General features: G+C 66.4%; 18 protein-coding genes and 1 other annotated feature. Of the genes, 5 read left to right on the top strand and 13 right to left on the bottom strand.

Annotated features, from left to right (window positions below):
* Positions 1-19 precede the first annotated feature (19 nt).
* The 6 genes from KYX69_RS12930 to KYX69_RS12905 form a co-directional block, all read right to left on the bottom strand.
* Positions 20-547, bottom strand: a complete 528-nt coding sequence (locus tag KYX69_RS12930) for an EF-hand domain-containing protein (protein WP_300498049.1) — start codon at positions 545-547, stop codon at positions 20-22.
* Positions 544-1,581, bottom strand: coding sequence for a tRNA preQ1(34) S-adenosylmethionine ribosyltransferase-isomerase QueA (queA, locus tag KYX69_RS12925; RefSeq protein WP_300498047.1), 1,038 nt, complete (start codon positions 1,579-1,581; stop codon positions 544-546). The genes KYX69_RS12930 and queA overlap by 4 nt, the downstream gene beginning before the upstream one ends.
* A gap of 48 nt (positions 1,582-1,629) precedes the next feature.
* On the bottom strand, positions 1,630-2,223 hold the full coding sequence (locus tag KYX69_RS12920) for a peptidylprolyl isomerase (RefSeq protein WP_300498181.1): 594 nt from the start codon (positions 2,221-2,223) through the stop codon (positions 1,630-1,632).
* A 416-nt stretch (positions 2,224-2,639) separates the two neighbouring features.
* Complete coding sequence (gene coaD / locus KYX69_RS12915) at positions 2,640-3,146, bottom strand: pantetheine-phosphate adenylyltransferase (protein WP_300498044.1); 507 nt, start codon at positions 3,144-3,146, stop codon at positions 2,640-2,642.
* A gap of 104 nt (positions 3,147-3,250) precedes the next feature.
* Entirely contained in the window at positions 3,251-4,162 is a 912-nt protein-coding gene (locus KYX69_RS12910) for a polyprenyl synthetase family protein (protein ID WP_300498041.1), read from the bottom strand.
* On the bottom strand, positions 4,159-4,404 hold the full coding sequence (locus KYX69_RS12905; protein WP_300498039.1) for an exodeoxyribonuclease VII small subunit: 246 nt from the start codon (positions 4,402-4,404) through the stop codon (positions 4,159-4,161). Before KYX69_RS12905 ends, KYX69_RS12910 begins: the two co-directional genes overlap by 4 nt.
* A 238-nt stretch (positions 4,405-4,642) precedes the next feature.
* Here KYX69_RS12905 and KYX69_RS12900 point away from each other — a divergent pair, with 238 nt between their 5' ends.
* Positions 4,643-6,001, top strand: coding sequence for an NAD-dependent succinate-semialdehyde dehydrogenase (locus KYX69_RS12900; RefSeq protein ID WP_300498036.1), 1,359 nt, complete (start codon positions 4,643-4,645; stop codon positions 5,999-6,001).
* 6 nt (positions 6,002-6,007) lie between these two features.
* Here KYX69_RS12900 and KYX69_RS12895 read toward each other — a convergent pair whose 3' ends face one another.
* The 4 genes from KYX69_RS12895 to KYX69_RS12880 all read right to left on the bottom strand — a co-directional run bounded on the left by KYX69_RS12895 (position 6,008) and on the right by KYX69_RS12880 (position 10,384).
* On the bottom strand, positions 6,008-6,304 hold the full coding sequence (locus KYX69_RS12895; protein WP_300498033.1) for an immunity 53 family protein: 297 nt from the start codon (positions 6,302-6,304) through the stop codon (positions 6,008-6,010).
* A gap of 400 nt (positions 6,305-6,704) precedes the next feature.
* Entirely contained in the window at positions 6,705-8,408 is a 1,704-nt protein-coding gene (locus KYX69_RS12890; protein ID WP_300498030.1) for an AMP-binding protein, read from the bottom strand.
* Positions 8,409-8,444: 36 nt separating this feature from the next.
* Positions 8,445-8,654, bottom strand: coding sequence for a hypothetical protein (locus tag KYX69_RS12885; RefSeq protein ID WP_300498027.1), 210 nt, complete (start codon positions 8,652-8,654; stop codon positions 8,445-8,447).
* Positions 8,655-8,716: 62 nt separating this feature from the next.
* Positions 8,717-10,384, bottom strand: a complete 1,668-nt coding sequence (locus KYX69_RS12880) for a diguanylate cyclase (RefSeq protein WP_300498025.1) — start codon at positions 10,382-10,384, stop codon at positions 8,717-8,719.
* Between the two features lie 205 nt (positions 10,385-10,589).
* Between KYX69_RS12880 and KYX69_RS12875 the strand changes: the two genes are divergently transcribed.
* Positions 10,590-10,976, top strand: coding sequence for a UrcA family protein (locus tag KYX69_RS12875; RefSeq protein ID WP_300498022.1), 387 nt, complete (start codon positions 10,590-10,592; stop codon positions 10,974-10,976).
* 115 nt (positions 10,977-11,091) lie between these two features.
* Positions 11,092-11,147, top strand: a sequence feature (sul1 is cis-regulatory element that is thought to sense ions involved in sulfur or methionine metabolism; They are found in Alphaproteobacteria).
* Positions 11,148-11,202: 55 nt separating this feature from the next.
* Complete coding sequence (locus tag KYX69_RS12870) at positions 11,203-12,696, top strand: SulP family inorganic anion transporter (RefSeq protein WP_300498019.1); 1,494 nt, start codon at positions 11,203-11,205, stop codon at positions 12,694-12,696.
* Positions 12,697-12,913: 217 nt separating this feature from the next.
* Here KYX69_RS12870 and clpA read toward each other — a convergent pair whose 3' ends face one another.
* The 3 genes from clpA to KYX69_RS12855 all read right to left on the bottom strand — a co-directional run bounded on the left by clpA (position 12,914) and on the right by KYX69_RS12855 (position 17,268).
* A complete protein-coding gene (clpA, locus tag KYX69_RS12865; protein ID WP_300498015.1) occupies positions 12,914-15,226 on the bottom strand; it encodes an ATP-dependent Clp protease ATP-binding subunit ClpA in 2,313 nt (770 codons plus the stop codon).
* A gap of 140 nt (positions 15,227-15,366) precedes the next feature.
* A complete protein-coding gene (locus KYX69_RS12860; RefSeq protein WP_300498012.1) occupies positions 15,367-15,558 on the bottom strand; it encodes a DUF1192 domain-containing protein in 192 nt (63 codons plus the stop codon).
* Between the two features lie 48 nt (positions 15,559-15,606).
* The gene (locus tag KYX69_RS12855) at positions 15,607-17,268 is read right to left on the bottom strand and encodes a tetratricopeptide repeat protein (RefSeq protein ID WP_300498010.1); all 1,662 of its coding nucleotides are present in this window, start codon (positions 17,266-17,268) and stop codon (positions 15,607-15,609) included.
* Between the two features lie 123 nt (positions 17,269-17,391).
* Between KYX69_RS12855 and KYX69_RS12850 the strand changes: the two genes are divergently transcribed.
* Positions 17,392-18,393, top strand: a complete 1,002-nt coding sequence (locus KYX69_RS12850; protein ID WP_300498007.1) for an NAD(P)H-quinone oxidoreductase — start codon at positions 17,392-17,394, stop codon at positions 18,391-18,393.
* An 80-nt stretch (positions 18,394-18,473) separates the two neighbouring features.
* The gene (locus KYX69_RS12845) at positions 18,474-19,070 is read left to right on the top strand and encodes a YqiJ family protein (protein WP_300498004.1); all 597 of its coding nucleotides are present in this window, start codon (positions 18,474-18,476) and stop codon (positions 19,068-19,070) included.
* The last annotated feature ends 2 nt before the right edge of the window (positions 19,071-19,072 follow it).

Here is a 19,072-nt window from a genome sequence, read left to right as displayed (position 1 = left end):
GAGATGCTAGGACATCAGTTCAGCGGTCGCGCTTGCGGCGGTCGGGCTGCTCGCCACCGCGCTGGCCCGGAGTCGGCAGGGTGCGCACGGTCAGTAACTCGCTGCGGCGGATCGCCCCATCCTTGTCGGTATCGAAGCGGGTGAAGAACAGGTCGAACCGCGCCTGCAATTCGGTGAGCGTGATGCGGTTGTCGCCGTCGCCATCGACCTCGAACGGGCTGGGCAGGGCGTTGCGGTTGCCCAGCCAGCGCTCCGACCAGTCGCCGAATGCGATATAGCCGAGCGAGGGTTGGCCCTTGGCGCTCAGCTCGAAGGTCTTGCGCAGCCCGGCGTCGAACTCGGCACGGATGACGACGCCGTCCTGATCACTGTCGAACGTGGCGATGGCCATCGCGACCGGCTCGGCGATCATCAGCGGGATCGGGGTGGGGGCGGTCGCGGGCTGCTGCTGGCCGCGCAGGTCGACCGTGACCGGCACGCGCGCGCGGTTGGGCAGGTCCTCAGGACCTTGCTGAGCGGCGGCGAGCAGGGCGAGGCTGAGAATCATGATCGGACTCCGGGCAACAACAGGCTGGCGTCACCATAGCTGTAGAAACGATAGCCCGATGCAATGGCATGCGCATAGGCGGCCTGCATCCGATCCAACCCCATCAGTGCCGATACCAGCATGAACAGCGTAGATCGCGGCAGATGGAAGTTGGTCAGGAGGCCATCAATGCCGCGGAAACGGTAGCCGGGGGTGATGAAGATCGCTGTGTCGCCTTCGAACGGGCGGATCACATTGTCCTCACCTGCCGCGCTTTCGATCAGGCGGAGACTGGTGGTGCCGACCGCGATCACCCGGCCACCCGCAGTGCGGACGGCGTTGAGGCGGTCGGCGGTGTTGGCATCGATACGGCCCCATTCGGCGTGCATCTTGTGGTCGTCGGTGTCGTCGGCCTTGACCGGCAGGAAGGTGCCCGCGCCGACATGCAGCGTCAGCGTGGTGTGGCCGATCCCGGCGGCGTCGAGCGCGGCGATCAGCTCCGGCGTGAAGTGCAGCGCCGCCGTCGGCGCGGCGACCGCGCCGGGCTCGTTGGCGAACATCGTCTGGTAATCGTCGGCGTCGCGGGCGTCGGTCGGGCGCTTGGCGGCGATATAGGGCGGCAGCGGCATGCGCCCGGCGCGCTCCAGCAGCAGTTCGACCGGCTCTTCGCCGGGGAAGAACAGGGTGAAACTGCCATCGTCGTGGCGCGCCTCGGCGGTGGCGGTGACGGCGTTGCCGAAGTCGATGGTGTCGCCGACCTTCAGCCGCTTTGCGTTGCGGATGAAGGCGATCCAGTGGCGCGGGCCTTCGCGCTTATGCAGCGTGGCGCCGATCCGGGCCTCGCCCCGCGTGCCTTCGAGCTGGGCGGGGATGACGCGGGTGTCGTTGAACACCAGCATGTCCCCGGTACGGAGCAGGGCGGGGAGGTCGGTGACGATGCGGTCTTGGGTCTTGTCGCCGTCGAGCAGGAGGAGGCGCGCCGAATCGCGGGGGCTGGCTGGGCGCAGCGCAATCCGCTCCGGCGGCAGCTCGAAATCGAACAGGTCGACGTTCATTCGATACTTCTCATTCCTCCCCCAGCGCGCTGGGGGAGGAATTGGATTTCACTTGGCCGGGCCTGCCGGGAGCGCTGCTGGCTCCTCCGCCGGAGCGGGAGCCGCAGTGAAGGGCGGGGGATTGTCGGCGGCGATGTAGGCGCGGACGACGCGCGCGGGATTCGCGGGCGGCTCGCCCTTCGGGATCGCGTCGACCCACTGCATCCCGTCGAGCACGCGGCCGAACACGGTGTATTTCTGGTCAAGCTGGAGGCGCGGGGTCAGCATGATGAAGAACTGGCTGTTCGCGCTATTCTCATCCTCCGCACGGGCCGCAGCCACGGCGCCGCGGACATGGGGGAGGTAATTGAACTCCTTGGGCAGGTCGGGCAGGTCGCTGCCGCCGGTGCCGTCGCCCTTGGGATCGCCGCCCTGCGCCATGAAGCCGTCGATCACGCGGTGAAAGATCAGGCCGTCATAGAATTTGCGGCGGGTCAGCTCCTTGATCCGCTCGACCGCCTTGGGCGCGACATCGGGGCGCAGCCAGATGGTGACGCGGCCGCCGGTCGACAGGTCGAGAATCCACAGATTCTCCTTGTCCGTCGTCGCGGGCGGGGCCGCGCGGCCGGCCGGGCCGGGGACATATTGGGCAGCGGCCGGCATCGCGAACAGCGACGTCAGCAGGGCAAGAAACAGGGCAACAAGACGCATCGACATCCCCACCGGACTTACAAAACGAGAGCGGCTTAGAGCAAATCGCCGCTGGCAGCAAAGTGAATGCGGCGGGCGTCGCGCGCGGAAGTTTACACTGGCTTTACACTATCGCGATCAACGTGCCGGGCCCGTCGCTGGCCGGGACGGCGGGGGCCGCCTGAGCCTCACCCAATCAGGGAATTTCCAACATTGCAAGCGTGTTGGATCCGCCGGCCTGTTTGATCCTCCCCCGCCAGGGGGAGGTGGCACGCGAAGCGTGACGGAGGGGGAGGAACGTTGTCGGCAAGAGGCGATGGGACACAGCCGTCCTCCCCCTCCGTCGCCTGCGGCGCCACCTCCCCCTGGCGGGGGAGGATTGTAATTCGTCAGCTGCCCTTGCGGCCGATCTTTTCGACGCGGGCCACCACCTCGTCGCGGACGGTGGGGGGGACGAACTTGCGGATTTCGCCGCCGAACAGGGCGATTTCCTTGACGAGGCGCGACGCGATCGGCTGGAGCGAGACGTCGGCCATCAGGAAGACGGTTTCGATCCGGCCGTTGAGCTGCTGGTTCATGCCCGCCATCTGATATTCATATTCGAAATCGGCGACGGCGCGCAGGCCGCGGACGATCATGCTCGCGCCCTCCCGCTCGGCAAAGTCCATCAGCAGCGAATCGAAGCTGACGACGTGGATCTCGCCGTCGAGGCCCGCGACCTCGCGCCGGACCATGTCCATCCGCTCCTCGACCGTGAACATCGGGTTTTTTGACGGGTTGGTGGTGACGCCGATGACGAGCCGGTCGACCAGCTTCGCGCCGCGCCGGATGATGTCCATATGGCCGAGCGTGATCGGATCGAAGGTGCCGGGATAGACGCCGGTGCGGGTGGTCATAACGCTACCTCGTCATGCCAGCGAACGCTGGCATATTGTGCCGCAGGCGCGGCGCTTGTGGCGGGAGACCCCAGCTTTCGCTGGGGTGACGGATGCGGGCGGTGTCACCGATCCCGCTCGAGCACGAAGCGGGCGATGGCGCGCAGGAGGTCGGCTTCGGGGCCGTAGCTGTGGAGATGAGCGATCGCCTGATCGACCAGCATCCGCGCCTGTTCGCGCGCGCGGTCGATGCCGAGCAGCGAGAGGAAGGTTTCCTTGCCCGCCGCTTCATCCTTGCGCAGCTGCTTGCCGACCGCGTCCTGATCGCCCTCGACGTCGAGGATGTCGTCGGCGATCTGGAAGGCGAGGCCGATGTCGCGGGCATAGCCGCGCAGGCCGGTGCGGCCCTCCGGGGGCAGGCGGCCGAGGATCGCGCCCGCCTCGACCGAGCAGGCGATCAGCGCGCCGGTCTTGAGCGCCTGGCACCGGGTGACGGTGGCGAGGTCGAAGCTGGTATTCTCTGCGACCAGATCCATCATCTGGCCACCCGCCATGCCCGAGGGGCCGGATGCCTGTGCCAGATCGGCGATCAGCTCGGCGCGGACGAACGGGTCGGCATGGGTGGCGGGATCGGCGAGGATTTCGAAGGCGAGCGCGTGGAGGCAGTCGCCGGCGAGGATCGCGGTCGCCTCATCGAACGCGCGGTGCACCGTTGGCTTGCCGCGGCGCATGTCATCGTCGTCCATCGCAGGCAGATCGTCATGGATCAGCGAATAGACATGGATCGCCTCGATCGCCGTCGCCACACGCGCGGTGCAGCGGCGGTCGACCGCGAACAGCTGCGCCGTGGCGAAGGTCAGGAGCGGGCGCAGCCGCTTGCCGCCGCCGATCGCGGCGTGGCGCATCGCTTCATAGAGGCGCGCGCGCGGGTCGGCGGGGACGGCGAGGAACTGGTCGAACTGATGGTCGATCTCCGCCGCGACATCGCGCAGCGCGGTTTCGAGGGTCTGGCTGGCGTCGGCCACGTCCGCGCTCATCCTGCGGCGAAGGGGGTGGTGCCGGTGACGGTGCCGCTGGCATCGGCGCGCACCTGTTCGATCCGCGCCTGGGCCGCATCGAGCCGCGCCTGACACTGGCGGCGCAGCGCGTCGCCGCGTTCGTACAGGGTGATCGCCTGATCGAGCGGCACATCGCCGGTTTCGAGCTGTCCGACGATCCGCTCCAGTTCGCGAAGGGCGTCTTCAAAGGACAAAGCGGCGATGTCGATCGGATCGGTCATGGCGATGCTATGCGATGGCGGCGGAACCAATTCAACCTCCCGCGATTGGCGTTGCGACTGTAGAATGGGTCGAGCCTCCTGATCCTCCCCCGCAAGGGGGAGGTGGCACGCGTAGCGTGACGGAGGGGGAGGAAGCGGAGCGGCACGAGGTTGGGGGCATTGCCGTCCTCCCCCTCCGTCGCCTTCGGCGCCACCTCCCCCTGGCGGGGGAGGATAAGATTAATCCAAAGGAGCGCGCATGTTTACCAGCATCAATCCGGCGACGGGTGAACCGGGCGAGAGCTTTGCGGAACTGGATGGCGATGGCGTAGAGGCGGCGCTGGTGCGCGCGGATGCGGCGTTTGCGTCGTGGCGGGTCAGCCCGGTGGATCAGCGCGTGGCGTTGCTCAATGCGATTGCCGACCGGTTCGAGGCCGGGAAGCAGCATCTGGCGCAGACTGCGACGCGGGAGATGGGCAAGACGCTGGCGTCGGCGGTGGCCGAGGTCGAGAAATGCGTCGCGGGGTTTCGCTATTATGCCGAGCATGGGCCGGCGTTTCTGAAGGGCGAGGAGATCGCGCTGCCGACCGGGCGGGTGGTGACGCACTGGCTGCCGCTGGGGCCGGTGCTGGCGATTATGCCGTGGAATTTCCCGTACTGGCAGGTGGTGCGCTGGCTCGCGCCGACGATCCTGGCGGGCAATGTCGGATTGTTGAAGCATGCCTCGCTGACGCAGGGTGTCGCGGCGCTGATCCAGCAGATGGTACAGGCGGCCGGCGCGCCGGACGGGCTGTTCCAGAATTTGGCCGTGAAGTCGGACAAGGTGTCGCGGATCATCGCCGACAAGCGCGTGGTCGCGGTGACGCTGACCGGGAGTGAGGGGGCGGGGGCCAAGGTCGCCGAGGCGGCGGGGCGGGCGCTCAAGAAGGTGGTGCTGGAACTGGGCGGGTCGGACCCGTTTGTCGTCATGCCCTCAGCCGATCTGGACGCGGCGGTGAAGACGGCGGTGAAGGCGCGTATCCAGAATGCCGGGCAAAGCTGCATCTGCGCGAAGCGGATGATCGTGCACTCGCAAGTGTACGACGCGTTCGCGGAGAAGTTCGTGGCGGCGATGGATGCGGTGAAGATCGGCGATCCGATGGAGGACAGCGTCGAGATGGGTCCGCTGTCGAGCGTCGAGCAGCGCGATGCGGTGCTGGAGCAACTGGAGCGGGCGGTGGCGGCTGGCGCGACGCTGCATGGTGGCGAGAAGATCGAGCGTGAGGGTGCGTGGATGCGGGCTGGCGTGCTAACCGGGGTCGATCCCGAGGCGGAGTTTGCGAAGGAGGAGGTATTCGGGCCGGTCGCGATGCTGTTCCGGGCGGAGTCGATCGATGACGCGATCCGGCTGGCGAACGATGTACCCTATGGGCTGGGGTCGAGCGTGTGGACCCAGGATGCCGATGAGCAGGCGCGGCTGGTGCGCGATATCGCGGCGGGGATGACCGCGGTGAACCAGATGCTGGCGTCAGTGCCGGGTGCGCCGTTCGGTGGGGTCAAGCTGTCCGGCCATGGCCGCGAGCTGGGGCCGTGGGGGCTGCATGAGTTTATGAATTTGAAGGCTGAGATGCGGGGGTGAGGGGGGCTAAAGGCCGTTTGTGGCCCAGCCTCGAAACGCCTCTAGAAGTGATCGAAGCTGGAGCGGTCCGCCAGCTCCGTGGAACACATTGCCTTCCGTCCAGCAGGTCCACCAATCGTTTTCATGTTCATAATTGTGCTTGATGCGTTCAAGGATGCGCCCGTCGCAATCCGTTCCGGTTAGATCGATTTTCACCGACCAGCCGGGATTGTCGATAGTGCCGATTTTTGGACCGAAGCCATGCTCCCAGTCTCCATCGCACTGCGCCTCATACCAGCGGGCAAGCCAATCTAGGACGTCCATGCGGACACGCTACCGAACTGTCCTGATCAAGTGAAGGCAACTATCACCCGCACTCGATGAATCAGGGCAGTGGGTGCATCATCCTCATCCATCACCCCGGCCCTGTGCCGCGGTCCACCCCACCCTACGCCCCGCGCGAGAGCCTCATGCGCCGCGCCAGCCTCCCGGTGGACCCCGGCACAAGGCCGGGGTGACGATGGGAGTGGTTGCGATGGTGGGGCATACCACCGACCGTTTGCCCTGAGCTTGTCGAAGGGCGGCAGCCTGTCGTTTGAGAGGGCAGGAGTGGTGCTTCGACAAGCTCAGCACAAACGGGTGTGGGGGCTTGCCTCAAAAAAAAGAAGAAGACCCTCCCCAACCCCTCCCGCGAGCGGGAGGGGCTTTAGAAAAAGGGGAGGGGCTAGGAGGCCGCCGCCTCCGCCGCGATTTCCAGAAGCAGGTCCTTGCGGCTCAGCTTGCCGATCATCGTCTTGGGCAGCTTTTCCCGCACCACCACCGCATCCACGCGTTCGTGCTTGCCGACTTGCGGGTTGAGCCAGGTGCGCAGGTCGTCGCCGGTCACCGGATCGGCATCCTCGTTGAGCGCGACATAGGCGCGGGGGACTTCGCCCATGCGGGGGTCGGGCATGCCGACGACCAGCGCCTCCTTGATCGCGGGGTGGTGGTAGAGGACGTCCTCGACATGTTTGGGGAACACCTTGAACCCGCCGACCGAGATCATGTCCTTGAGGCGATCGACGATGCGGATGAAGCCGTCTTCGTCGATCTGGCCGACATCGCCGGTGCGCAGCCAGCGGGTGCCGTTGGCGTCGTGGCAGAAGGTGGTGTCGTCGGTCTCCGGGCGGTCCCAATAGCCGGCCATGATCTGCGGGCCGGCGAGGACGATCTCGCCCGGTTCGCCCGGCGGTGCGTCGCGGGAGGGGTCTTCCTTGTCCACCAGTCGCACGCGGGTGGCGACGATCGGCTGGCCGATGGTGCCGGACTTGCCTTCGCCGCGATAGGGGTTGGCGGAGACGACGCCCGAGCTTTCGGACAGGCCATAGCCTTCGATCAGCGTCGCGCCGGTTTCGGCCTCGAACCGCTTCTTGAGTTCGGCGGGCAAAGGCGCGCCGCCGGAGATGCAATATTTGAGGCTCGACCAGTCGGTCGATTTGGAGTGCGGGTGGTCGATCAGCGCCTGGAACATGGTCGGCACGCCGGGGAGCGCGGTCGGCTTGGTGCGGTTGATCGCCGCCAGCGCCTGCGCCGCGTCGAAGCGGGGGAGCATCACGATCTCGCCGCCGGTCAGCACGGTGCGGTTGAGCACGCAGGTGTTGGCGAAGACGTGGAAGAAGGGGAGGACGCCGAGCACGCGGTCGAGGCTGGAGCCGAGATCGGGGTCGAGCTTGGCCACCTGTCGCGCATTGGCGGAGAGGTTCTGGTGGGTCAGCATCGCGCCCTTGGGCACGCCGGTGGTGCCGCCGGTGTACTGGATCAGCGCCAGATGGGTTTCGGGGTCGATCGGCGCCGCGACGCATGCGCCGTCATTGGCGATCAGCTGCGAGAAGGCGGTGATGCGCGGGTCGTCGGGCTTTTCCGCGACCTCGGCCCGCTTGAACAGGCGGTAGAGGATCGATTTGGTGGTGGGCAGCGCGCCGGCGACCGATCCGACGACGAGGCGTTCGAGGCCGCTCTTGTCCAGCACCTTGAGCGCGGTGGGGAGCAGGGCGGTGGCGCTGAGCGTGAACAGCAGGCGGGTGCCGCTGTCGGCGACTTGCGCTGCGAGTTCGTCGACGCTGTAGAGCGGCGAGAAATTGACCACGGTCGCGCCGAGCTTGAGGATGCCGTAATAGGCCGCGACATAGTGGGGGACGTTGGGCAGGAACAGGCCGATGCGGTCGCCTGGGCCGTAACCCAGCGCCTTGAGGCCGCAGGCGACGCGGTTCGCGCCGTCGAGCGTTTCGGCAAAGCTGTAATGGCGACCGAGGAAGTCGAGCAACGGGGCATTGCCCTTGCGCCGCGCCGATTCCTCGAACGCATCGACCATGGAGAGCGGGGGCAGGGTCTGGTCCCACGGACCGGGGTGACGATAACTATTCCGCCAGATTGTCTCAGGATCGCTCATTTACACGAGTGTAAGCAAAGCCCGGCGGAAGGCAAGTCAGCGGAGCGTGCGCTCCGTCCAGGTATACAGGACCGAAACCGCGAGGATGCCGGTATCGACCGCAGCCTGGAACTTGCGCGGGGTCTTGTCGGTGATCTCGTGCGTCAGGATCTCGAACTCGGCGGTCGGGTGCACGGTGGTGGCAGTGACGAGCAATGCGGCGGCACCGGCGGCCAGCGCGATCCTGCGTTTGTTCAACTGGTCCATCATGCCCTCCCGATGGGCGCGTTTTAGGGCAGAAGCGGGCTGAACGAAAGCTGAATTGCCGGTCAGGCGGCGATGCTGGCGCGCGCGCGGTCGCGGCCGGCCGACTTGGCGTCGAACAGCGCCTGATCGGCGGCGCGGTAGAGCGATTTCCAGTCGCGCTCATCGGCCATGGTGCCGTGCGCGCTGCCGATGCTGGCGGTGACGCGCAGGTCATAGGGCATGCGCGTCGCGCGCAACCGGGCGAGGATGGTGTCGGGATCGACCGGCTGGGCGGCATTGCACAGCAGCGCGAACTCCTCGCCACCCAGGCGCGCGATCAGCGCGGTTTCGGGCGCGACCATGCGCAGCATGCGGGCGACGGTGCGCAGCACTTCGTCACCGCCATCATGGCCGATCGTGTCGTTGACCTGCTTGAACCGGTCGAGGTCGAGGATCAGCAAGGTCTGCGGCCCGCCGCGCCCGATGGCGTGGCCAAGGAAGGCGCGGCGGTTGAGCAGGCCGGTGAGCGGGTCGAGATCGGCGAGGCGGCGCGCGACGGTCTCGGCGGCGAGTGCTGCGTCCCGCTCGCGGCTGAGCAGGCGGATGCGGTAGGTGATCGCGATCGACGACAGCAACGCCTCCGCAGACATCGAGATCAGGGTCGAATTGTCGAGCCAGAAGCTCCACGGCATCACGCCCAGCCCGTTGAGCACGCGCAGACACCCCGCCACGATCGGCGCGGCCCAGGCAATGCCGAACAGCCACAGGAAGTTGGACCGGTTGACCCATGCGGAGACCACGATCGCGACGATCGGGATCAGGATGCTGGCGAACACCCAGCTGTAGATGGTGTGCGCAAGGGCCGGCGCGAGTGGCGCACAAGCGGCGAAGCCGATGCCGCTGAGCAGCAGGGTAGCGATGCTGACCCGGATCAGCATGCGCATGCGCGGGCCAAACACATGTTCTTCGAAAAAGGCGCGGGCGAACCAGATCGCGGATGCGGCGGTGACGGTCAGCAGCAAATAGTTGAGCCGCATGCGTGTGGTATTGGCGATATCGGGCACCAGCCACGCGAGCGCGCCCGACGAGGTAAAGGCATAGGCCATCAGCGCCGCGACCATCGCTGCATAGGCCAGCTGGAACCGGTAGCGCAGCGTCGTCCATAGCGCGAGATTGTAGGTCAGCAGCGCGATGCACAGCCCGCCGAACGCGGCATAGAGCGCGGCGATGAACAGGTTGGCGCGGTTGCTTTCCGCCTCCGTCGCGATGCGCGGGTTGCGAACCACCGCATAGACATTGCTTGCGCCTTCGACTTTCCAGAGCAGCCGGTCGACCGGCGCGCGCAGCCGCGGCATCGGATATTCGACAACGGCGCCGAGCTGGATGCGCTTGGTCATGCCGACCGTGTCGTCGGCCATCGTCTCGATCCGGCCATCGGCATACAGGACGTGCAGCGTTAGCCGATCCTGCCACAGGCTGAGCATGCGCGCATTGAGCGGGCGGCGCGAGCGCGAGCGTTCGCCGACCGGTTCGGAGATCACCCAGAAATCGCCGCTGCCGAACTCTTTTTGCGCCGTGCTGCAGTCGAAGCCGGCAAGATCGCGGGCGATGGCGCGCGGATCGTCGCCGGGCGCGGCGCGGCGGATGCAGGTGGCGAGCGGGCGGCCGGTGGTTCCCGCGCTCCAGCCAGGCGGGCGGGCCTGTGCCGGAACCGCGAGCATAGCGGCCAGCGCGACCGCGAGTCCCAGCAACGTGACGATCCCCCTTGTCATGTCACGGAACTAAACCGCCGAACCCGAAGAAGCGGTTAACATTTCGCAGCCGCTGCACCGTGCGCGCGCGGCTGGACGGGGTGCAAGTCGATGCGAAGCCTGTCCAATGGCGGGACGTGGCGCGGGACATGGTGGTTAACGCGAGATACGCATTTCGGTAATGTGCTGCGCAGCGAGGTTTGCGATGAATGTGAGGCACCTGTTCGCCGTTGCGGCGGCAATGATGCTGGCCGGCTCGGCGAGCGCGGGCGAGCGTTACGAGACGCGCCGGATCGCGGTTCCGGCGGCGGGGCTGGACCTGTCGACCGAGGCCGGGATCGACATTCTGGCGGCGCGGATCGACCATGCAGTGAAGCGCATCTGCGGGCGCGACCGCGCATGCGCCGACGGGGCGTGGCAAAGCACCGAGTGGCAGGTCGACCGGCTGATCCGCGAGGCGCGGGCGTGGCGACGGCTGGCCGACGAGCGCGCGGCGCAGCTGCGGGCGTGCCGGGAGCGGTGCGCGCGGCCGGCGGCGCGAGGTGCGCCGGCGGTGCCGGTGGGGGTGACCGTGGTGGTGGTACGGGATTAGGCGGGCAGCGCGCTGGCGCACCATTTGTCGGCACTGTGCGGGGCGAGCATCGGCCGGCTTTGTTGCACGGCGCAATTGCATCTGATCGACCCTCCCGTTAAGGGGCCGCTATTCGCAAGGACCCGGTGAAATTCCGGGTGGCTATTCCGGCCGCCGATCCGCCGGACAACAACACGCACCGTTAATCACGCGCTATTCGCGCCATGTGCCCTGTTGTGGAATTTCAATGACATTCAATCTTTCTGCCTATCGCCGCCAGTGGTTCACTGATGGCACCGCTGCCCGCCGCGACATCATGGCCGGCATCGTCGTCGCGCTTGCGCTGATCCCCGAAGCCATCGGCTTTTCGATCATCGCCGGGGTCGATCCGCGCGTTGGTCTTTATGCGTCGGTCGCGATCGCGATGGTGATTGCTCTGATCGGCGGCCGACCGGGCATGATTTCGGCTGCCACTGCCGCGGTTGCGGTGCTGGTCGTCCCACTCGTGCGCGATCATGGCGTGGAGTATCTGTTCGCCGCGACGATCCTGATGGGGCTGATCCAGATCGTCGCCGGTCTGTTGCGGCTCGATCTGGTCATGCAATTCGTGTCCCGTTCGGTCATCACCGGGTTCGTCAACGCGCTCGCCATCCTGATCTTCCTCGCGCAGCTGCCCCAACTGACCAATGTCGGCTGGCAGACCTATGCGATGGTCGCGGCGGGCCTGGCGATCATCTATGGCCTGCCGCGCCTGACCAAGGCGATCCCGTCGCCGCTGGTCGCAATCCTGATCCTGAGCGGTGTCAGCATCGCGCTGGGCCTGCCGGTCAATACGGTGAGCGATATGGGCAAGCTGCCCGAAGGCCTGCCCTCCTTTGCGCTGCCACAGGTTCCGCTCACGCTCGAAACGCTGCGGATCATTCTGCCCTATTCGGTGACGATGGCTGCGGTCGGTCTGCTCGAATCGCTTCTGACGGCGCAGATCGTGGACGACATGACCGATACCGACAGCGACAAGCGGCAGGAATGTGCGGGGCAGGGTGGGTCGAATATCGTGGCCGCATTCTTCGGCGGCATGGGCGGTTGCGCGATGATCGGGCAGTCGGTGATCAACGTGACATCGGGCGGGCGCGGGCGGCTCTCGACCTTTGTTGCGGGCGCGTTTCTGTTGTTTCTGCTCGCGGTGCTCGGCCCCTATGTCGGGCGTGTGCCGATGCCCGCGCTGGTGGCGGTGATGATCATGGTGTCGATCGGGACGTTCAGCTGGAACTCGATCCCCAATTTGCGCCGTCACCCGCTGCCATCGTCGATCGTGATGCTGACGACAGTGGTGGTGGTCGTGGCGACGCACGATCTGTCGCTTGGCGTGCTGGCGGGCGTGCTGCTTTCGGGCATCTTCTTCGCCGGCAAGGTGCAGCGCATGTTCTCGGTCGAGCGCACGCGATCGGCCGATGGCGTCGCGGTCTATAGCGTGAACGGAGAGATTTTCTTTGCTTCGGTCGATCGCTTCACGCGGGCGTTTCAGGCGGAGGACAGCGCCAAGCGTGTGACGATCGACGTTTCCGGCGCGCATTTCTGGGACATTTCGGGGGTGGCCGCGCTGGACAAGGTCGTGGCGCGGCTGCGCGCGTCAGGCCGGGATGTCGAGGTCATCGGATATAATCGGGCGAGCGCGGACATCGTCGATCGCTTTGCGCTGCACGACAAGACCGGGGTTGAGATGGGGTTGGCGCCTCACTGAGGGGTTGCTGCGCTGGCAGCTGCCTGCGCTCCGTTGGGTGGGGCTTACGCTTCGGCAAGCTCAGCACGAACGTTGTGAGGTTTGCCAGAAGAAGAAGACCCTCCCCAACCCCTCCCGCAAGCGGGAGGGGCTTTAGAAGAAGCGGGCGTCGCGGTGCCCAAAGCAAAACCGCCCCGGTTTGCACCGGGGCGGTTTCGTTGTTCGCAGGTGAGGGCGCTTACTTCGCCTTGGCCGGAGCCTTTTTGCCGCCCTTCTTCGATCCCTTTGGCGCTGCCGGCGTGATCGCGAAGGTGAGGGCGTTGTCCTTCAGCTTCACCTCGACCTCGCCGCCATGGACGAGCTTGCCGAACAGCAGTTCCTCGGCCAGCGGCTGCTTGATCTTTTCCTGGATCAGGCGGCCCATCGGGCGGGCGCCGTAGAGCTTGTCGTAACCGCGTTCGGTGAGCCACGCCTTTGCCTCATCGTCCAGGCTGATATGGACGTTGCGGTCGGCGAGCTGGAGTTCGAGCTGAAGGATGAACTTCTCCACCACCCGCTCGACCACCTTGGTCGGGAGATAATCGAACGGCACGATTGCATCGAGACGGTTGCGGAATTCGGGGGTGAAGAGCTTCTTCACCGCGTCTTCCTGAACATCGTCGCGGCTGATTTCGCCGAAACCGATCGACTCCCGCGCCATGTCGGACGCGCCGGCATTGGTCGTCATGATCAGGATGACGTTGCGGAAATCGACCGTCTTGCCGTGGTGGTCAGTCAGGCGGCCATTATCCATCACCTGCAGCAGGATCGCGAACAGGTCCGGATGCGCCTTTTCGATTTCGTCGAGCAGCAGCACGCAATGCGGGTTCTGATCGATCGCATCGGTCAGCAGGCCGCCCTGATCGTATCCGACATAGCCCGGAGGGGCACCGATCAGGCGGCTGACCGAATGGCGTTCCATATATTCGGACATGTCGAAGCGCTGCAGCGGGATGCCGAGCAGTTCGGCGAGCTGCTTGGTCACTTCGGTCTTGCCGACGCCGGTCGGGCCGCTGAACAGATAGTTGCCGATCGGCTTTTCCGGATCGCGCAGGCCCGCGCGGCTGAGCTTGATCGCCGACGACAGCACCTCGATCGCCTTGTCCTGACCGAACACGACGCGCTTGAGGTCGGTTTCGATGTTCGCCAGCACCTTGGTATCGTCGCTCGACACGGTTTTCGGCGGGATGCGCGCCATGGTCGCGATGACCATTTCGATCTCCTTGGGGGTGATCGTCTTCTTGCGCTTGGACGGCGGCACCAGCATCTGCATCGCGCCGACCTCGTCGATCACGTCGATCGCCTTGTCGGGCAGCTTGCGGTCATTGATGTAGCGCGAGCTCAGCTCCACCGCCGACTTGATCGCGTCGGGGGTGTATTTGACGTTGTGGTGATCCTCGAACGCCGAGCGCAGGCCGGCGAGGATCTTGATCGTATCCTCGATCGTCGGTTCGTTGACGTCGATCTTCTGGAACCGGCGCAGCAGCGCGCGGTCCTTTTCGAAGTGGTTGCGGAATTCCTTGTAGGTGGTCGAGCCGATGCAGCGGATCGAACCGCCCGACAGCGCCGGCTTGAGCAGGTTCGACGCGTCCATCGCGCCGCCGCTGGTCGCGCCAGCGCCAATCACGGTGTGGATTTCATCGATGAACAGCACCGCATGGGGCAGCTTTTCCAGCTCCGACACGACCTGCTTCAGCCGCTCCTCGAAGTCGCCGCGATAGCGGGTGCCGGCGAGCAGAGCGCCCATGTCGAGCGAGTAGATGACAGCTTCCTTGAGCACTTCGGGCACGTCGCCTTCGATGATCTTGCGCGCCAGCCCTTCCGCGATCGCGGTTTTGCCGACGCCGGGATCGCCGACATAGAGCGGATTGTTCTTGCTGCGGCGGCACAGGATCTGGACGGTGCGGTCGACCTCAGGCCCGCGGCCGATCAGGGGATCGATCTTGCCGGTCTTGGCCTTTTCATTGAGGTTGACGGTGAACTGCTTGAGCGCGCTCTCGCCCTTCTTGCCGTCGCTCTTCTGGCTCTTGTCCTCTTCCGCGCCCTTGGGCGGAGTGGCTTCGGCCGGGGTTGCGCCCTTGCCGACGCCATGGCTGATATAGCTGACCGCGTCGAGGCGGCTCATGTCCTGCTGCTGCAGGAAATAGACGGCATAGCTCTCGCGCTCGCTGAACAGGGCGACGAGGACGTTGGCGCCGGTCACTTCGTCGCGGCCCGACGACTGGACGTGCAGGATCGCGCGCTGGACGACGCGCTGGAACCCGCTGGTGGGCGAGGGGTCGGTCTGCTGGTCGACGCGCAGCGCCTGAAGCTCGGTATCGAGATAATGGGCGACGGTGGTTTTCAGCTCACCCAGATCCACCCCGCACGCACCCATCACCTTGGACGCATGTTCATCGTCCACCAGCGCCAGCAGCAGATGTTCGAGCGTCGCATATTCGTGGCGACGCGAGCTGGCGGCTTCCAGCGCGCGGTGAAGGGTCGATTCGAGGGCGGAAGCAAAACTAGGCATTCGGGCTTACTCCAGTCGGGCCGAAGAAGAGAGACACGCGGCCCGTGCATTCCCTATGTCGGGAGTGTTGCACCGTGCATCAAGCGCCGCACCTGTCCCCAAGACTCTTATAGCGTGACGCCCGGGGATCGGTGCTCCACTCATCGCTTGAATAAGGCATCCGCGCTTGCGCGATGGTAAACGGCGCGTTGAATGATCGCACGGCAGCGCGCGATTTCGGTTTCGAGCAGCGCGATACGCGCCTCTAGCTCTGCCACCGAAAACGGGTCGAGATCCTGGCGCGCCAGCTGTGCGGCGGGATCATCGGTGCGGCGGGGAAGATCGTCTTCCATATGCCGAAAGGTCGGACGGCATCCGGGCGATGTCAAGCCGATGCGGCGCTATTTTGCCGCCCCCGGATGCGACAATCGCCAGTTGATCTGGACCGCTTGTCCGAACGCCGCGGAAAAGGCGCGCAGCTCCGCCTGCGCGGCGGCGCTGAAGTCGCGGCTGCGCCCGATCCGCGCGAGGATGCCGGACTGGGCGCCGCGCGACAGGGTGCGGGCGCGGGGGTCGTCGCTCATCTGTGCCAGATAGATGGCGGATTCGATCGTGTCGGGATGTTCGGGGCCGAGCGCGGCGCGCTGAATCGACCAGCCGCGCGCGATCAGCGAGCGCATCTCACCCAGCGTGCCGGGCCGAAGCTGACGGGCGAGCGACAGCGCCAGCGCGACAAGGGAGTTGGCGAAATTGACATTATCCGGGCCCCAGGTGCGCTCGCCCTGCGCAACGACCTCGCGATAGGCTGCCTCCGCCTCGGCATGGCGGCCGAGTGCCGCCAGCACATTGGCGAGCTGGGCCAGCGCGTTGAGCGTGTCGGGATGACCGGCCCCGAGCTGGTCGCGGTAGAGCGCGACCAGCGTCCGGCGCTCCCCTTCCTGCTCGGCCAGCGGGAGCGCGTCGGCGAGGTAGCCACGAAACGGCGCGGTGCGCAGATGGTCGGCGCCATAGGCAGAGATCGCCATCGCCAGCGCCTTGCGGAGCAGCGGCCGCGCCTCCTCGAGCTTGCCCTGCGCTTCCAACACGACGCCGAGATTGCCGTAGGAGCGCGCCAGCGAGGGATCGTCGGGGCCGAGCCGGTCGCTCTTGATGCGCAGCACCAGCCGGTCGATCTGCTCGGCGCGGGTGTAATCCCCCATCGCGACAAAATTACGCGCGGCATTGTTGAGCGCGGTCAGCAGACTCTCCCCGGTTTCGCCCGCTTCCTCCCACAGCAGGATGGCGTTGTAATAGCGCTGCGCCGCGTCGGTGAAGCGCCCGGCATCGTTGAGCACGGCGGCGAGATCGCCCTCGGCGCGGGCGCGCTCGACGATGCGGCGGGGGTGGCGCGCGGCGAGGGTGTCTGCGACCCGGGTGAGCAGCGCGACTGCGGGGGCGATCTGCCCGCCTTCGTTGAGGGTGACGCCGAGCACGCGGCTGGCGTCGAGCGCGGCTAGCGATTCGGCACCGCCCTGTGCCGTTCGGATCGCAACCGCACGGCGCATCAGCGTCGCCGCCTCGGCATGCTTGCCGAGCGCGGTGAGCGTGGTGGCGAGGTTGCGGCAGATCAGCGCGACATTGTCGCTGGGTTCGGGCCAGAGTCGCTCGGCGATAGCGAGCGCGCGGCGCGCAGGTGCTTCCGCTTCGAGCGGCGTGCCCGAATGATCGAGGCCGCCGGAGAGGTTCACGAGCGCATAATATTCCCGCGCGGTACCCGGCGCATATCGCGCAGCCGCAGTGGCGGCGAGGCGCGCCGCGCGTAGCTGAAGCGGGCGGTCTTCGCGCCGCTGTCCGACCGAGGCCAGCCAGTTGAGCAAGTCGATGCAGCGTGCTGCGGTTGGATCGGCGGCGAGACAGGCGTCGGTCGCCGGGGCAATTAGCGCCTGCGCCTGCGCGAGATCGCCCTTCTCGATCGCCGCTTGAAATCCGTCCGGCAACGGCATCTGGTCGCGCGTCTGCGCTGCGGCGGGCACGGCCATGGCGAGGGAGAGGAACAGCAGGGCAGGGCGGATGGGCACAGGCATGGCACGAGATTTTCGCCCCGTCGCGGCAGTGTCAACCGATGAAGCCTGTTCCGTTTTGCGCAACTGCGGCCTTGACGTCACCGGGCCTCGCCCCGATTCAGACGCAGTTCTTGGGGGATCCGCATGACCAGCCTGCCCGACCGGATGATCGCGATCGACCCCGAACAACCGGGGGGTCCTGAAGTGCTGGTCCCGGTCGAGCGGTCGGTGCCCGTGCCGCGCGCGGACGAAGTGCTGATCCGCGTCGCCGCCGCCGGGGTCAACCGGCCCGATGTGCTGCAGCGGATGGGCGGCTATCCGCCGCCGCCGGGGGTGACGAGCATCCCGGGGCTGGAGGTTGCGGGAACGGTGGTCGCGGTCGGCGCGGATCTGCCGCCCGAGCTGATCGGCCAGCCGATGTGTGCGCTGATCGCCGGCGGGGGCTATGCCGAATATGCGGTTGCGCCGCTCGGTCAGTGCCTGTCGGTGCCCGAAAGCCTGACGATGGTCGAGGCGGCGGCGATCCCGGAGACGCTGTTCACCGTGTGGACGAACCTGTTCGAGCGCGGTTACGCCAGCGAGGGCGATGTCGCGCTGGTCCATGGCGGCACCAGCGGGATCGGCACGATGGCGATCAGCCTGTGCAAGCTGTTCGGCGTCACGGTGATCGTGACCGCAGGCAGCGACGACAAGGTTGCGGCGTGCCTGGCGCATGGCGCGGATCATGCGATCAATTATCGCACCGAGGATTTCGTGGCGCGGGTCAAGGATCTGACCGAGGGGCGCGGGGCCAATGTCGTACTCGACATGGTCGGCGGCGATTATGTTGCCCGCAACCTGAAGTGCATGGCCGATGACGGACGGCATGTGTCGATCGCGGTGCAGGGCGGCGCGATGGCGACCGTGCCGGTGTTCGAGATCATGCGCCGCCGCCTGACGCTGACCGGATCGACGCTGCGTGCGCGCGACACGGCATTCAAGACATTGGTCGCCGATGAGCTGTCGCGGTCGGTGTGGCCGTTCGTGGCGGACGGGCGGTTGAAGCCGGTGATCGACCGGACCTATCCACTCGCCGAAGCGGCCGAAGCGCACCGCCGCATGGAAAGCGGCGCGCATATGGGAAAGATCGTCCTCACCCTTACCTGAATCGGTGTTTCTGCGTTCCGGATTCGCTGGCGGGGCCGGGGGCTAGCCCCTAGACTATTGGCGAATCGGGGGTTTTCGACGTGTTCGCCTTTCTGTCCGCGCCGGAGAATGTCGTCTTTGTGTCGGCGCTCATCCTGATGCTGCTGCTTGGCGTCGTTCAGGCGGTGGGTCTGGCGGGCGATGCGGATATCGATGCGCCCGACTGGCTTGACTGGCTGGGGTTCGGGCGTGTGCCGCTGCTGGTGGTCATCGTCCTGTTGCTGGCGAGCTTTGGCCTGATCGGGCTGATCGGGCAGCAATTGGCGCGCGACTTATCCGGTGCGCTGCTTCCGGCATGGATTGCAATGCCGGGTGCGGGGGCGCTGGCGCTGCCTGTTACTGCGCTGGGCGCACGGCTGCTCGCGCCGATCCTGCCACAGGACCATACGACGGCGATCGATGTCGAGGATCTGGTCGGCAGCGCCGCGACGATCCTCACCGGGCGCGCCACCACCGGATCGCCAGCGCGCGCGCGGGTCGAGGACTGGCACGGCCAGGCGCATTACCTCATGGTCGAGCCCGACAATGCGGGACAGGTTTTCGAGGAAGGCGAGCGCGTGCTGCTGGTGCGGCGCGAGGGCGATGTCTTTCGTGCGATCGCGGTTGGCGATCATCATCTGCCGAGACTGGGGGTTTAGTA

It is taken from the genome of Sphingomonas sp., from assembly GCF_030145815.1.
Taxonomy (GTDB): Bacteria; Pseudomonadota; Alphaproteobacteria; order Sphingomonadales; family Sphingomonadaceae; genus Sphingomonas.
This window is presented reverse-complemented; position numbering and strand designations above follow the sequence as displayed.

Coding starts and splice junctions, on each gene's coding strand:
- KYX69_RS12870 (WP_300498019.1), top strand. CDS start 11,203: ATGACATTCAATCTTTCTGCCTATCGCCGCCAGTGGTTCACTGATGGC.
- KYX69_RS12895 (WP_300498033.1), bottom strand. CDS start 6,304: ATGGACGTCCTAGATTGGCTTGCCCGCTGGTATGAGGCGCAGTGCGAT.
- KYX69_RS12855 (WP_300498010.1), bottom strand. CDS start 17,268: ATGCCTGTGCCCATCCGCCCTGCCCTGCTGTTCCTCTCCCTCGCCATG.
- KYX69_RS12875 (WP_300498022.1), top strand. CDS start 10,590: ATGAATGTGAGGCACCTGTTCGCCGTTGCGGCGGCAATGATGCTGGCC.
- KYX69_RS12850 (WP_300498007.1), top strand. CDS start 17,392: ATGACCAGCCTGCCCGACCGGATGATCGCGATCGACCCCGAACAACCG.
- KYX69_RS12920 (WP_300498181.1), bottom strand. CDS start 2,223: ATGCCGGCCGCTGCCCAATATGTCCCCGGCCCGGCCGGCCGCGCGGCC.
- queA (WP_300498047.1), bottom strand. CDS start 1,581: ATGAACGTCGACCTGTTCGATTTCGAGCTGCCGCCGGAGCGGATTGCG.
- KYX69_RS12905 (WP_300498039.1), bottom strand. CDS start 4,404: ATGACCGATCCGATCGACATCGCCGCTTTGTCCTTTGAAGACGCCCTT.
- KYX69_RS12900 (WP_300498036.1), top strand. CDS start 4,643: ATGTTTACCAGCATCAATCCGGCGACGGGTGAACCGGGCGAGAGCTTT.
- KYX69_RS12890 (WP_300498030.1), bottom strand. CDS start 8,408: ATGAGCGATCCTGAGACAATCTGGCGGAATAGTTATCGTCACCCCGGT.
- KYX69_RS12910 (WP_300498041.1), bottom strand. CDS start 4,162: ATGAGCGCGGACGTGGCCGACGCCAGCCAGACCCTCGAAACCGCGCTG.
- clpA (WP_300498015.1), bottom strand. CDS start 15,226: ATGCCTAGTTTTGCTTCCGCCCTCGAATCGACCCTTCACCGCGCGCTG.
- KYX69_RS12930 (WP_300498049.1), bottom strand. CDS start 547: ATGATTCTCAGCCTCGCCCTGCTCGCCGCCGCTCAGCAAGGTCCTGAG.
- KYX69_RS12885 (WP_300498027.1), bottom strand. CDS start 8,654: ATGGACCAGTTGAACAAACGCAGGATCGCGCTGGCCGCCGGTGCCGCC.
- KYX69_RS12860 (WP_300498012.1), bottom strand. CDS start 15,558: ATGGAAGACGATCTTCCCCGCCGCACCGATGATCCCGCCGCACAGCTG.
- coaD (WP_300498044.1), bottom strand. CDS start 3,146: ATGACCACCCGCACCGGCGTCTATCCCGGCACCTTCGATCCGATCACG.